The sequence below is a fragment of the Actinotalea ferrariae genome (genome assembly GCF_019733465.1).
In the GTDB taxonomy this organism is placed as follows: domain Bacteria; phylum Actinomycetota; class Actinomycetes; order Actinomycetales; family Cellulomonadaceae; genus Actinotalea; species Actinotalea ferrariae_A.
In genome coordinates this window covers 1-13,700 of the sequence record NZ_JACVQL010000148.1, presented here as the reverse complement: position 1 = coordinate 13,700, position 13,700 = coordinate 1, and the positions used below count along the sequence as shown (strand labels likewise).

Genomic DNA, 13,700 nt, shown 5'->3' with positions numbered 1-13,700 from the left:
CGGGCCGCCCACCGACACGCGACGCGGTCCGCCCACCGACACGCGACGCGTCACCAGCACGAAGCGCTCACCGCGCGACGCCCGCACCGGCACGGGCCCTCACCGGCTCAGGGCTCACCGGCTCAGGTTCTGACCGGCTCAGGCTCTCACCGGCTCAGGACCCTCACCGGCTCGGGTTCTGACCGGCTCAGGCTCTCACCGGCTCAGACCTTCACCGGCTGAGCCGGGCCTCCGCGTCGAACCCCCGGAGCTTGTCGGGGTTCGCGACCGAGTAGACCCGGCTGACACGGCCGTCGACGACGGTGACGCTGACCACGCCGACGAGCTCCCCGTCCAGCTCCATCCGGATCCCGGGGTGGCCGTTGACCTGCGTCACGACGGCGCGGACCACGCCGGGGACCTTCGCCATCCCGCCGACGAGGTACCGGACGAGCCGCACGGCACCCGTGACGGGCCGCCGCGCCGCCCCCTGCACCTTCCCGCCGCCGTCCGCGACCGCCACGACGTCGGGCGCCATCACGTCGAGAAGGCCCTGCACGTCGCCCGAGTTGAGCGCTGCCGCGAGCCGTTCCACCACCCGCTCGTGCTCGGCGCGCAGGACGCGCACCCGGGGACGGCGCTCCGCGACGTGCTCCTTCGCCCGGTGCGCGATCTGCCGGACCGCGGCCGGCGTCTTCCCGACGGCCTCGGCGATCTCCCCGTACGGCACGTCGAAGACCTCGCGCAGCACGAACACCGCGCGCTCCGCCGGCCCGAGCGTCTCGAGGACCGTGAGCATCGCGATGGACAGGCTCTCCGCGAGCTCGACGTCGGCCGCGACGTCGGGACCGGTGAGCAGCGGCTCAGGAAGCCACTCGCCGACGTAGTCCTCACGACGCCGCGCCAGCGTGCGCAGGTGGTTGAGCGCCTGCCGCGTGACGACGCGCACGAGGTAGGCGCGCGGCTCGTGCACCTCGGACCGGTCGACCGCGGACCACCGGAGCCAGGACTCCTGGAGCACGTCCTCGGCGTCCGCGGCCGAGCCGAGCATCTCGTAGGCGACGGTGAACAGCAGGCGCCGGTGCAGGACGAACGGGTCGTCGTCGGCACGCGGGACGCTGGCCACGCGCGCGACGCTACCGGGCACGCGAACCGGCATCCGAAGCGGCACCCGAGCCGACCGATGAACGGGCACCCGAACCCGTGCCCGCACTGGCACCGGCACCGGCACCGGCACCGGCACCCGAGCCGGCCGACGACGCCGCGAGCGGCGGCAAACCGCACGACGCGGCGAACTCCTCCGAGCGGATGCCGAGCGCGACGTTCATGCGTGCCGACATGTTCATGAACGCGACGCGTGCCGCGAGCTCCACGAGCGCCGCGGGCCCGAGGTCGGCCAGCAGGGCGTCGGACAGCTCGTCGGTCACGGCGGGCGGCGTCGCGCTCGCGGCCTCGGCGTACTCCATGACCCTGCGCTCGCGCGGGCTGAACTCGGACGACTCGCGCCAGCGAGGCACCTCGCGCACCTTCGCCTCGTCGAGCCCGCGGTCGCGCGACATGAAGTAGTTGAGGTCGAGGCAGAAGGAGCAGCCGATCGTCGCGGCGGCCGCCATGACCGCGTACGTCGCCAGGTCCCGGTCGAGCTCCTTCCAGCCCTCGATCTTGCGCCCGACGCCCATGGCGTCCTTCATGACCGCGCGGTGGTGCCACAGCACGCCCAGCGAGCGGGGGACGTGACCGACCATGCGGCGGGAGGCGAGCTTCACGACGGCTCCGTACGCGCCGGTGATCTCGGTCGGGGGGATGCGGGCCTCGCTGGTCATGTCGTCTCCTTCGTCGGTGGCGGGTGAGCCGACATGGAGACACCGACGCCGCCCCGCGTGTGACACCCCCTCCCCGCGAGGACGGTCCGTCGCTAGCCTCCGAGGGATGGCGATCACCCACGTCCGGCTGCTCTCGCTCCCCGTGCGCGACCAGGACCGTGCGCGCGCCTTCTACGTCGACGTCCTCGGCTTCGAGGTCGTCCGCGACAACCCCATGGGACCCGACCGGTGGGTCGAGGTCGGGCTCCCCGGCGGGCAGACGTCGATCACGCTCGTCACGTGGTTCCCCACGATGCCGCCCGGGTCGAGCAAGGGGCTCGTCCTGGAGAGCGACGACCTCGACGCGGACGTCGCGGAGCTCGAGCGACGCGGCGTCGCGCTCGCCGACGGAGGCATCCAGGAGGCGCCGTGGGGGCGCTTCGTGACCTTCGACGACCCGGACGGCAACGGCATCGTCGTCCAGGCCACGCGGTCGGGAGCCTGACGCGCGTCGTCAGCCGGCCGTCGCGAGACCCGCCGCGCGGGCCCGCTCGACGACGCCCGGGAGCGCTGCGACGAGCGCGTCGACGTCGTCGTCGGTCGAGGTCCACCCGAGCGAGAAGCGGAGCGCGCCGCGCGCGTCTGCCCCGCCGACGCCGCACGCGAGCAGCACGTGCGACGGCTGCGGCACGCCCGCCCGGCACGCCGAGCCCGTCGACGTCCTGATGCCCGCGGAGTCGAGCAGGTAGAGCAGCGAGTCGCCCTCGCAGCCGGGGAACGTCAGGTGCGCGTTCGCCGGCAGGCGCGCCGGCGCGGTCGCGGCCTCGGACCCGTCGAGCGCCGGACCGCGGAGGACCGCCTCCGGGACGACGCGGAGCACCTCGTCCACGAGCCGGTCCCGCAGCGCAGCGAGCCGCCGGGCCTCCGCGGGCCGGGCGTCGACCGCCTCGTCCACCGCGACCGCGAAGGCGCGCGCTGCGGCGACGTCCACCGTGCCCGAGCGGACCCCGCGCTCCTGCCCCCCGCCGTGCAGGAGAGGGCTCATCGCGAGGTCGCGTCGGGCCAGCAGGGCGCCGATGCCGACGGGGCCGCCCACCTTGTGCGCCGAGACGGTGAGCGCGTCGAGGCCGCTCGAGGCGAAGTCGACGTCGAGCTGGGCGACGGCCTGGACGGCGTCGGCGTGCACGGGGACGCCGTGCTGCCGGGCGGCGTCCACCACCTCGCGCACGGGCTGGACGGTGCCGATCTCGTTGTTCGCCCACATGACGCTGACCAGCGCGACCTCGTCCGCGTGCGCCGCGAGCTCCGCGCGCAGCGCGTCCACGTCGACGCGCCCGTGCGCGTCCACGGGCAGCAGCACGACGTCGGCGTCGGCGTGCGTGCCCAGCCACCGCGCCGGGTCGAGCACCGCGTGGTGCTCGACCGCCGACACGAGCACCCGCCGGCGGCGCGAGTCAGCCTCGCGTCGCGACCAGTAGACGCCCTTGACGGCGAGGTTGTCGGCCTCGGTCCCGCCCGCCACGAGGACGACCTCGCTCGGCCGCGCCCCGAGCCGCGCGGCAAGCAGCTCGCGCGACTCCTCGACGACCCGGCGCGCGGCGCGTCCCGCGTCGTGCAGCGACGACGCGTTGCCCGTGCGCCCGAGCTGCTCGACCATGGCGTCCAGCGCCCGCGGGCGCATGGGCGTGGTCGCCGCGTGGTCGAAGTACGTCACGGGTCACGAGTCTAGGAGCGGGGCCGCCCACCGCCCGGTCGAGGCCGCACGCACCCGCCGCACCACACCCCCTGCACGGAATCCACCCGTACCACGCGCGACACGTCACGGCCGTGCGGGGCTCGCGGCTGGCAGAATCACGCCCGTGACCCCGCCGCCGCCGCTGAGCGCACCGCCTGCCTTCAGCGGGACCCGCCTCGGCTGGGCCGACCTCCCGCGCGAGGTCCGGGCACGCATCGCGGAGCTCGCGGGCGCCCAGGTGACGTCCGAGACGAGCGCGACGAGCGGGTTCAGCCCCGGCTACGCGGCGATCCTCGAGCTCGCCGACGGCACCGAGGTGTTCGTCAAGGCCGTCTCGCCCGAGCAGAACCCGGACTCCCCCGAGCTGGCCCGCGCCGAGGCGGTCGTGGCCGGCGCCCTGCCCGCGGGCGTGCCTGCGCCGCGCCTCCTGTGGTCGCACGACGACGGCTCCTGGGTGCTCCTGGGCTTCGAGAGCGTCGAGGGCTCGTCGCCGGTGCTGCCGTGGCGGCGCGAGGACCTCGACCGGGTGCTCCGGGCGATCACCCAGCTCGCCGACGCCGGCACGCCGGGACCCGCGGGCCTCGTGACGCTCGGCGACTCGATCTCCGGCGTGGTCGAGGGCTGGGCGCGGCTCGAGGCCGACGGCGCGGCGGTGGACCGGGCGGTCCTCGGGGCCGGTCCCCACGGGGAGTGGCTCCTGAGCCACCTCGAGCAGCTCGTCGGCTGGGCGTCGGACGCCGTGCCCGCCGCCGCGGGCGACAGCCTCGTGCACGGCGACCTGCGCGGCGACAACATCATGCTCGGCCCGGGCGGGCCCGACGGCCCGGTGTGGCTCATCGACTGGCCCCACGCCGCGACGGCCGGGGCACGCTGGTTCGACCTGCTCGGCATGCTGCCGAGCGTCGTGATGCAGGGCGGCGGTGACGCGGCGGAGATCTTCGCCGCCCACCCCAACGCCGCCGGCGCCGACCCCGACGCCGTGCGCGCCGTGCTCGCGGGGATCACGGGGTACTTCATCGAGGGCTCGGTCCAGCCCGCGCCCCGAGGGATCGCCAACCTGCGGGCGTTCCAGCGCGCGCAGGGCGTCGCCGCGCTCGGGTGGCTGCGCTACCTCTGAACGCAGCGCCCGGCGGAGCCCGGGCCTGGAGGCTGAACCGGTGCCGGCCGGTGCCGGCCGGTGCCCGGCCCGGTCAGCCCTGCTTGACCCGGCGGATCTCCGCGGCCGCCTGCGGCAGCACCGTGAACAGGTCTCCCACCACGCCGAAGTCGGCGATCTCGAAGATCGGCGACTCGGGGTCCGAGTTGACGGCGACGATCGTGCCGGACGACTGCATGCCGCCACGGTGGTGCACCGCGCCCGAGACGCCGGCACCGATGTAGAGCCGGGGCGAGATGGTGACGCCGGTCTGGCCGATCTGCGCCTCGTGGCCGATCCAGCCCTCGTCGGTCGCGACGCGCGTCGCGCCGACCGCTCCGCCGAGCGCGTCGGCCAGGTCCTCGACCGGCGAGAAGTCGCCGTTCGTCCCGCGGCCGCCGACGACGACGACCTGCGCCTCGCCCAGGTCCGGTCGGTCCGAGGCGGCGCGCGGCGTGCGCTCGACCAGGCGCGCGGCCGGTGCCTGCGCCGGGGCGACGTCGTGCCGGACCACCTCGGGCCGGCCCGACACCGCGCCCACACCCTCGGGCGCCACGGCCTGGACGGCGTTCGGCTTGAGCGCGGCCACGACCCGGGGCACCGTCGCCTGGGCGCGCAGCGTCCACGTGGCCGCGAACGCCTGCTGCACGGCCACGGGGCGACCCTCGGGGCCAGCCTCCAGGGCCGCGCAGTCCACCATGAGACCCGCGCCGGTCGCGAGTGCGAGGCGGGCGGCCGTCTCCTTGTTCTCGAACGTCGACGCGAGGAGCACCGTCGCGGCCCCCGTGGCCTCGACCACCGCGGCCAGGGCCTCGCCGCGCTCGGGCGGGAGCAGGTCGGCCGCCTCCGGCAGCTCGTGCACCCGCGTGACGCCCCACGCCCCGAGCCGCTCGACGGCGGCGTCGGGTGCCGTGCCGATCCAGACGGCCTCGAGCGGGCCCAGCGCGCGTCCCGCCGTGAGCAGCTCGTACGCCGAGGAGCGCGGCGCGTCGCCGTGGTGGTCGACGACCACGAGCACGGGTGCGGGCGTCGGGTCGGTCATCGGTCCTCCGGCAGGCGGTCGTTCGGGCTGGTGGTCCATCGGTGCGGCGGTGCGGGTCAGACGAGGCGGTTCTCGACGAGGAAGGCGGCGAGCCGGGTGCCGGCGTCGCCCTCGTCGGTGACGAGCACGCGGTTCTCGCGCGGCGGTCGGGGCGCGGCCTCGAGGACCTGCGTCCGCGCGCCGGCGGCGCCGACCTCCGTCGCCGCGATGCCGAGGTCGGCGAGGGACCACGTCGTCACGGCCTTCTTGCGCGCCGCCATGATGGCCTTGAAGTTCGGGTAGCGCGGCTGGTTCGACTGGTCCGTCACGCTCACGAGCGCGGGCAGCGTCGCCTCGACGACCTCGCTCGCGTGGTCGAGCTCGCGCCGCACGCGCACCGTGCGCGCGGCGGCGTCGACCGTGAGCTCGGCCGCGAGGGTCGCCTGCGGCAGCCGCAGGTGCCCGGCCAGGAGCGTCGGCACGACGGACATGAGCCCGTCGAGCGCCGCCATGCCCGTGACGACCAGGTCGACCGGCCCGTCCTCCTCGAGCTTGCGGACGGCCGCGGCGAGCACGCGCGCGGTGCCGAACGCGTCCGAGCCCTCGAGGGCGTCGTCGACCACGTGGACGGCGGCCTCGGCGCCCATCTGCAGCGCCCGGCGCACGGCGTCCTCGGCGTCGGCGGGGCCCATGGTGACGGCGACGACCTCGCCGCCGTGCTCCTCGACGATCGACACCGCCGCCTCGACCGCGTTCTCGTCGAGCTCGTTGAGGGTTCCGTCACCCTGGCTGCGGTCGACGCGGCCCTCCTCGGTGAACCCGCGCTCGGCCTGCAGGTCGGGCACGTGCTTGACGCACACGACGATCCTCATCAGCACGCTCTCCACTCCGGCGGGTCCGGACCCGCCCCTCGTCGACCTCCGGAAGGCTACCGCTGCGTCGACGCGCGGGCGTCGCAGCCGGCCGCGGGGACGCCGGAGCGCGTGAGCGTCGCAGCCGGTCGCGGGGGACGCGGGGCGGGCGGGCATCCGACCCGACGCCGCGGCGACGTGGTCCACACTGTTCCCTTGTGAGCGCTCCCCCGGTGCCCCGCGCCCCCCACCGCCTCGGCGTCCACCTCGTCGACGGCGGCGCCGACGTCGCGGTCCTCGCGTCGCACGCCGACGCGGTCGAGCTGTGCCTGCTCCACCCGGACCCGTCGTCGTCGGACGGCTGGGCCGAGCGGCGGATCGCTCTGCGCGGCCCGCAGCACGGTGTGTGGCACGCCCATGTCCCGGGGGTCGAGGCAGGTCAGCGCTACGGCTTCCGTGCGCACGGCCGGTGGGACCCCGCCGCGGGCCTGCGGTACAACCCGGCCAAGCTCCTCGTCGACCCCTACGCGCGCGGCCTGACGGGTGAGGTCGTGCTCGGGCAGGCGGTGCACGGGCACCGCGTCGACGAGCACGGCGGCTCGCCGGGCTCCACCCCGGAGCTCGACCCGACCGACTCGCGCGGCGCCGTCCCCCACTCCGTGGTCGTCGACGACCGGTTCGACGCGCCGCCCGTCCCCAGGCCCCAGGTCGCCTGGGAGGACACCGTCATCTACGAGGCGCACGTGCGCGGGCTGACCATGCGCCTGCCCGGCGTCCCGCCCGAGCTGCGCGGCACGTACGCGGGCCTGGCGCACCCCGCGACGATCGACCACCTGCGCGGGCTCGGCGTCACGACGATCGAGCTCCTGCCGATCCACGCGGCGGCGAGCGAGCCGCACCTCGTGCGCCGCGGACTGACGAACTACTGGGGCTACAACACGCTCGGCTTCTTCGCCCCCGAGCCGCGCTACGCGACGCGCGCAGCGCAGGAGGCCGGCCCGCAGGCCGTCCTCGCCGAGGTCAAGGGCATGGTCCACCTGCTGCACCAGGCGGGCCTCGAGGTGCTGCTCGACGTCGTCTACAACCACACGTGCGAGGGCGGTACCGACGGGCTCCAGCTGAGCTGGCGGGGCCTCGACCCGACCGTCTACTACCTGCACGACGGCGGCACGCCCGCGCGCTTCGCCGACGTCACCGGGTGCGGCAACTCGCTCGACTTCCGCCGGCCGCGCGTCGTGCAGATGGCGCTCGACTCGCTGCGCTACTGGGTCGCCGACGTCGGCGTCGACGGGTTCCGGTTCGACCTCGCCGTGACGCTCGGGCGGGACGACGACGGCTTCACGCCCCACCACCCGTTCCTCGTCGCCCTGCAGACCGACCCCGTCCTCGCCGGCACCAAGCTCATCGCGGAGCCGTGGGACGTCGGCCCGGGCGGCTGGCGCACGGGTGCGTTCCCCGAACCGCTCGGCGAGTGGAACGACCGCTTCCGCAACGCGGTCCGCTCGTTCTGGCTCGCGGACCCCGCCCAGGCGGCGCACGGACGACCGGGCCACGGCGTGCGGGACCTCGCGACGCGGCTCGCGGGCTCGGCCGACCTGTTCGGCTACAGCGACCCGCCGCTCATGCGCGGCGTCGTGGCCTCGATCAACTACGTCACCGCGCACGACGGCTTCACGCTCGCCGACCTCGTCTCCTACGAGCACAAGCGCAACGAGGCCAACGGAGAGCAGAACCGGGACGGCACGGACGACAACCGCTCGTGGAACCACGGCGTCGAAGGACCGGTGCGCGACGAGGTCGTCGTCCCCGAGGTCATGCCGCTGCGTCGCCGGTCGATGCGCAACCTGCTGGGCACGCTGCTGCTCGCCGCGGGCACGCCCATGATCACCGCGGGCGACGAGATCGGCCGGACCCAGCGCGGCAACAACAACGCCTACTGCCTCGACGACGAGACGTCGTGGGTCGACTGGGAGCTCGAGCCGTGGCAGCGGGACCTGCTGGCCACGACGCGCCACCTGCTGCGGCTGCGCAGCACGCACCCCGCCCTGCGCACGAGCAGCTTCTTCCGCGGCCAGCCGCGGGCCGGCGCGCCGTGGCCCGACCTCGACTGGCGGCTCGCCGACGGCGGCCCGTTCGACCACCACACCTGGCACGACGCGGGCGTGCGCACGCTGCAGATGGTGCGCTCGACGCCGTCGGGCGCGAGCGCGCTGCTCGTGGTGAACGGCACGCTCGACGTCGCCGAGGTCGTGCTCGCGCGCGGACCCCAGGAGCGCTGGGAGCTGCGCTGGGACTCGACGTGGGAGCACCCCGAGGAGCAGCGCAGCGCCGCGATCAACGGGGTCCTCCACCCGGCCGCCGGCGAGCGCACGGCGCTCGACCCGCTGAGCATGCGGGTCTACACGACCTGAGCCCGCCGGGACCTGCGGCGGCCAGGACGGTGCGCCTGCCCGGACCTGCGCCTGCCCGGACCTGCGCCTGCCAGGGCCGACGAGGCCGATGAGTTGGGCGCGCCCGGCTGGTCGGACCGTGCATGGACGCACCACGCACGAGCACCGGAGTGATCGACCCGCGGTACGGCGACGCGACGGCCGAGCCGCCCCCGTGGGAGGCCGTCGAGCGCCTGCTCACCGAGGCGCAGCTGTACTGGATCGTCACCGTGCGCGCCGACGGCCGTCCCCACGCGGTCCCGCTCGTGGGCGTGTGGCGGGACGGCAGCTTCGCGTTCTGCACGGGCGCCGAGGAGCAGAAGCACCGGAACCTGAGGGGCAACCCGCACGTCGCCATGACGACCGGCGCGACGGGCGCCGACGGCTGGAGGACCGGCAAGGACGTCGTCGTCGAGGGCACGGCGGTGCACGTCACGGACGCCGAAGACCTGGGGGAGCTCGCCGCCGCCTGGTACGCCAAGTACGGCGACGACTGGCACTTCGAGGTGGACGGCGAGGAGTTCGTCGAGGCGGGTCCGGACCTCAGCGCGAGGGGCCGCGCCCGCGTGTTCCGCGTCCTGCCCACGAAGGCGATCGTCTTCGGGGACGAGCACGGGCAGACGACGTACCGGTTCTGAGCGCGGGGCGTGCCCAGCGCGGCACGGGACGGGGGTCTGACGCCGCGCGCAAGGTCGGTGGGCGCGACGACATACGTCCGGTAGACAGCCGATCCGAGGTGTGGAGCACGCGTGCGCGATGACGTCCGGTCCGAGACCCAGGTCCGCGGGGCCTCGGGCACACGTCGCACCCCCCGTCGGCGCGCCGCTCTCACGGTCGCCGCAGCACTGACCCTTCCCCTGGCGGGACCTGCGGCCCCAGCAGTGGCCCTGAGCTGCGCGCCCTTCGAGTTCGACGCGATGGGATTCGCGGCCGGGAGCGCGCCGGGGACCGTGGCGACCGGGGCGAGGGCGACGCCCGAGGACTGGCGCGGGGCGTACGCGGGTGTCGTCCTTGGGACGGTGACCGAGGTCGGGGACCCGACGAGCGGGCCGTACGTCACGCAGCTCGACGTCACCGGGGCGTTCGGTCCGCCGGTGCCCCGCCGGGTCGAGGTCGAGCGCCCGCGGGACGAGTGGAGCAGTCCCCTGGAGATCGGCGAGCACTACCTCATCCCGTATCGCGAGCCCGGGTTCGAGTCGTCCCTGTGCGACCCGGTCTTCGAGGTCGCCGAAGAGGACGTGGCGGCGCTCGTCGCCGCGTCGGAGACGGGCCTGTGGCCCCGTCCGTCCGACGCCCCGGACCACCACAGGGGTGTCCTGCTCGCCGAGCCCGACCCGACGCCCGCCGTGTCGGGGGCACAGGTCCCGCGGGAGGGCTGGCCTCTGCTGGTCGGAGGGCTGGTCGCCGGTCTCGCCGTCCTCGGGCTCCTGGTGCCGCGCATGCAGGTGGGCCGCCGTCCGCCTGTCCCCGCGTCCGAGGCGCGCCGGTCGACCACGGCCGGGGGCTCCACTCCGGACGCATGACGCGCGGTCGTCGACACGAGCGGACGCCGCACGGCGCCGTGACACCGACGGCCCTCCCCGAGATCGCGGACGGCCCCTAGGGTGCGGTCCATGGACGACGTCGTCACCGGGCTCGCTCGCGCATCCGCTCGCGCCTCAGGCGCAGGACCTCGGGCGGGCGTCGACGCCGTCGTCGTGGGAGCAGGGCTGGCGGGGCTCGTCGCCGCCACCGAGCTGACCGCGGCCGGCCAACGGGTGCTGCTGCTCGAGCAGGAGCCGGCCGCGAGCCTCGGCGGTCAGGCGTGGTGGTCGTTCGGCGGGCTGTTCCTCGTCGACTCGCCCGAGCAGCGACGGCTGCGCGTGCGGGACAGCGCCGAGCTCGCGCTCGCCGACTGGCACGGCTCCGCGGCCTTCGACCCGGACGACCCGCTCGACGACAACCCGCGTCGCTGGGCCGAGGCGTTCGTGGACTTCGCGGCGGGCCCGATGCGGGCGTGGCTGCACGGGAAGGGCGTCCGCTTCTTCCCTGCGGTCCAGTGGGCCGAGCGCGGCGGCTACCTCGCGGGCGGCCACGGCAACTCCGTGCCGCGCTTCCACATCACGTGGGGCACCGGACCCGCGATCTGCGCGCCGTTCGTCGCGGCGCTGCGCGAGGCGCGGGCCGCCGGGCTCGCCGACCTCCGGTTCCGCCACCGCGTCACCGACCTCGTCACCACCGGCGGGCGCGTGACGGGCGTGCGCGGCGAGCTCCTGGCCGACGACGACGCCGAGCGGGGCGCGCCGTCGAGCCGGCAGGTCGTCGGGACGTTCGAGGTCGACGCACCCGCGGTCGTCGTGACGTCGGGCGGGATCGGCGGCAACCACGACCTCGTGCGGGCGGCCTGGCCGGCCGACCACGGGCGGCTCCCGGACCGCATGCTCTCGGGCGTGCCGGACCACGTCGACGGACGCATGATCGCGGCCACCGCGGCGGCCGGCGGCGCCGTCGTGCACGGCGGTCGCATGTGGCACTACCCCGAGGGGATCGCGAACCACTCCCCCGTGTGGAGCCGCCACGGCATCCGGATCCTGCCCGGCCCCAGCTCGCTGTGGCTCGACGCCGACGGCGATCGGCTGCCCGCGCCGCTCTTCCCCGGCTTCGACGCGCTCGGTGCGCTGCGGCACGTCGTCGCGCGCGGTGACGACCACTCGTGGTTCGTCCTCAACAAGACAATCATGGCGACGGAGTTCGCCCTGTCGGGCTCGGAGCAGAACCCCGACCTCACCGGCAAGGACACGCGCGCCGTGCTCCAGCGGGTCCTCCCGGGTGCCGTGCTCCCGGTCGAGCGGTTCGCCGAGCTGAGCGACGAGTTCGTCTGGGCGGACACGCCCGCAGGCCTCGCCCGTGGCATGAACGCCCTCACGGGCGAGGACCGGATCGACCCCGCGGCCCTTGAGCGCACCATCCGCGCGCGCGACGCGCAGGTGACGACGGGCCTCGGCAAGGACCCGCAGGTCGTCGCGACCGCGATGGCGCGGCGGTACGTCGTGGACCGCGTCATCCGCGTCGCACCGCCCGCACCGCTGCTCGAGCCGTCCGACGGGCCGCTGCTCGCCGTGCGGCTCTCGGTGCTGACGCGCAAGACGCTCGGCGGCCTGCACACGGACCTCGAGGGTCGCGTGCTGCGCGAGGACGGCACCGTGCTCGACGGCGTCTGGGCGGCAGGCGAGGCCAGCGGCTTCGGCGGGGGCGGCATGCACGGTCACCGAGCGCTCGAGGGCACCTTCCTCGGCGGGTGCCTGTTCTCGGGTCGCGTCGCCGGCCGCTCGGTCGCCGCGCACCTGGGCGACTGAGCGCCGTCAGCCCACGACGTCAGCCGGCGACCGGCTCCGCCGCCTCGCTCCGACCGACCGAGTCGCTGGTCCCCGGCTGCTCGACGCGCCCGACCGTCCGCGTCCGCTCGGCTCGGTCCACCGCGCCGCGCCGCCCGACCGCCCGGGTCACCTCGGCTCGCCCGACCGGCTCGACCGGCTCGCTCCGCTCGGCTCGCTCCTCCGCGTCACGCCGTGCGACCGCCCCGGTCGCTTTCGCTCGCCCGACCGGCTCGCCCGGCTCGCTCCGCTCGGCTCGGTCCACCGCGCCGCGCCGCCCGACCGCCCCGGTAGCCTCCGCTCGCCCGACGGGTTCTACCGGCTCGCTCCGCCCGGCCGGCGCCACAGCGTGGACCGCCTCCACCTGTTCGTCGTGCTCGGTCCACTCAGCCGGCGGCCCAGGGGCAACCGGCTCGGGCTGCCCGTCGCGCTCGGCTCTCGTCGGCCTCACCGCCGCGAGCACGAGGCCGGCGAGCAGGCTCACCCCGCCGACGACGGCGCCGACGGGCGGCCGCTCGCCGAGCGCCAGGAGGCCGAGGGCGGCGGCGGTGAGCGGCTCGGCGAGGCTCAGGGTCCCGACCGTGCCCGCCGGCAGGCGACGCAGGCCGCGCGCGAAGAACAGGTACGCGGCGCCGGTCGTGACGAGGCCGAGCCAGGCGACGAGGAGCAACGAGCGGCCACCTGCGAGCTCCGCGCCGCGTGTGACGAGCACCGGCGCGAGCAGCACCGCGCCGAGCCCGAGCGTCACGGCCATCGCCGGGACCACCGGCACGTCGGCGTCGAGCAGAGCCTTGGCGCCCGACGTGTACAGCGCGTAGCAGACGCCCGCGAGCACGGCGAGGCCCACACCGGCCGGCCGCACGGTCAGCGCGCCCGCGCCGCTGCCGCTCGCGGCGGCGCCCGTGCCGAGGAGCACGAGGCAGACGCAGCCCGCCACGGCGAGTGCCGTCGCAGCCAGCCACCGACGCGTGAGCCGCTCCCGGAACAGCAGCGCCCCGCACACGCCCGTGGCCACGGGTGCGGTGCCGAGCGCCACGACCGTCCCCGTGGCGACGCCGGTACCGGCGACGGCGGAGAAGAACGCGGCCTGGTACACCGCGGTCGCGACGGCGGCGAGCAGTGTCCATCCGAGCAGCGGTCGCCGCAGGCAGCGGGCCAGGGCGGGGCCGGCCCCCGTCACGAGTGCCACGACCACGAGGGCCGCCCCGCCGACGGCGAGCCGAGCGGCGCCCACGACGACGGGGTCGTGCACCCCGCCGATCGCCTGTGCGGTGCCCGTCGTGCCCCACAGGACCGCCGCCCCGAGGACCATGAGCGGCGCAGCCCGGCCCGGGCGGACCGCACCGCGGATCGGCGAACCGAGGCCAGCGCCGGCCGCACGGCCGAGCGGGGCGC

At 75.8% G+C, this 13,700-nt stretch carries 12 protein-coding genes; 6 read left to right on the top strand and 6 right to left on the bottom strand.

What is annotated here, in order from left to right; translation table 11 throughout:
* Window positions 1–211: 211 nt before the first annotated feature.
* Window positions 212–1,138: an RNA polymerase sigma-70 factor gene (locus tag ICW40_RS12050; protein ID WP_221654263.1), complete on the bottom strand. Its 927-nt coding sequence runs from the start codon at window positions 1,136–1,138 to the stop codon at window positions 212–214.
* Complete coding sequence (locus ICW40_RS12045; protein WP_221654262.1) at window positions 1,116–1,802, bottom strand: carboxymuconolactone decarboxylase family protein; 687 nt, start codon at window positions 1,800–1,802, stop codon at window positions 1,116–1,118. Before ICW40_RS12045 ends, ICW40_RS12050 begins: the two co-directional genes overlap by 23 nt.
* A 106-nt stretch (window positions 1,803–1,908) precedes the next feature.
* Between ICW40_RS12045 and ICW40_RS12040 the strand changes: the two genes are divergently transcribed.
* On the top strand, window positions 1,909–2,286 hold the full coding sequence (locus ICW40_RS12040; protein ID WP_221654261.1) for a glyoxalase superfamily protein: 378 nt from the start codon (window positions 1,909–1,911) through the stop codon (window positions 2,284–2,286).
* A 9-nt stretch (window positions 2,287–2,295) separates the two neighbouring features.
* Here the strand turns inward: ICW40_RS12040 and ICW40_RS12035 are convergent, their stop codons facing one another.
* A complete protein-coding gene (locus tag ICW40_RS12035; RefSeq protein ID WP_308121772.1) occupies window positions 2,296–3,495 on the bottom strand; it encodes a cysteine desulfurase family protein in 1,200 nt (399 codons plus the stop codon).
* Window positions 3,496–3,640: 145 nt separating this feature from the next.
* Between ICW40_RS12035 and ICW40_RS12030 the strand changes: the two genes are divergently transcribed.
* Complete coding sequence (locus ICW40_RS12030; protein ID WP_308121771.1) at window positions 3,641–4,633, top strand: phosphotransferase family protein; 993 nt, start codon at window positions 3,641–3,643, stop codon at window positions 4,631–4,633.
* A 73-nt stretch (window positions 4,634–4,706) separates the two neighbouring features.
* On the opposite strand, the gene ICW40_RS12025 is transcribed toward ICW40_RS12030, so the two are convergent.
* Together ICW40_RS12025 and ICW40_RS12020 are read right to left on the bottom strand one after the other, a co-directional pair.
* Window positions 4,707–5,693, bottom strand: coding sequence for an electron transfer flavoprotein subunit alpha/FixB family protein (locus tag ICW40_RS12025; protein WP_221654260.1), 987 nt, complete (start codon window positions 5,691–5,693; stop codon window positions 4,707–4,709).
* A gap of 56 nt (window positions 5,694–5,749) precedes the next feature.
* Window positions 5,750–6,544 carry an electron transfer flavoprotein subunit beta/FixA family protein gene (locus tag ICW40_RS12020; protein ID WP_221654259.1) on the bottom strand — a complete coding sequence of 265 codons (795 nt, stop codon included), beginning with the start codon at window positions 6,542–6,544 and terminating at the stop codon, window positions 5,750–5,752.
* Window positions 6,545–6,741: 197 nt separating this feature from the next.
* On the opposite strand from ICW40_RS12020, the gene glgX reads away from it, so the two are divergent.
* From glgX to ICW40_RS12000, 4 genes are all read left to right on the top strand, one after another.
* Window positions 6,742–8,934, top strand: coding sequence for a glycogen debranching protein GlgX (glgX, locus tag ICW40_RS12015; RefSeq protein ID WP_221654258.1), 2,193 nt, complete (start codon window positions 6,742–6,744; stop codon window positions 8,932–8,934).
* A 122-nt stretch (window positions 8,935–9,056) separates the two neighbouring features.
* The gene (locus ICW40_RS12010; RefSeq protein WP_221654257.1) at window positions 9,057–9,590 is read left to right on the top strand and encodes a pyridoxamine 5'-phosphate oxidase family protein; all 534 of its coding nucleotides are present in this window, start codon (window positions 9,057–9,059) and stop codon (window positions 9,588–9,590) included.
* A gap of 279 nt (window positions 9,591–9,869) precedes the next feature.
* Window positions 9,870–10,475 (top strand): hypothetical protein, encoded by a 606-nt coding sequence (locus ICW40_RS12005; protein WP_221654256.1) that lies wholly within the window; start codon window positions 9,870–9,872, stop codon window positions 10,473–10,475.
* A gap of 90 nt (window positions 10,476–10,565) precedes the next feature.
* Complete coding sequence (locus tag ICW40_RS12000) at window positions 10,566–12,287, top strand: FAD-binding dehydrogenase (protein WP_221654255.1); 1,722 nt, start codon at window positions 10,566–10,568, stop codon at window positions 12,285–12,287.
* A 19-nt stretch (window positions 12,288–12,306) separates the two neighbouring features.
* Here the strand turns inward: ICW40_RS12000 and ICW40_RS11995 are convergent.
* On the bottom strand, window positions 12,307–13,700 hold a 1,394-nt coding region (locus ICW40_RS11995), incomplete at its 5' end, for a DMT family transporter (protein WP_221654254.1).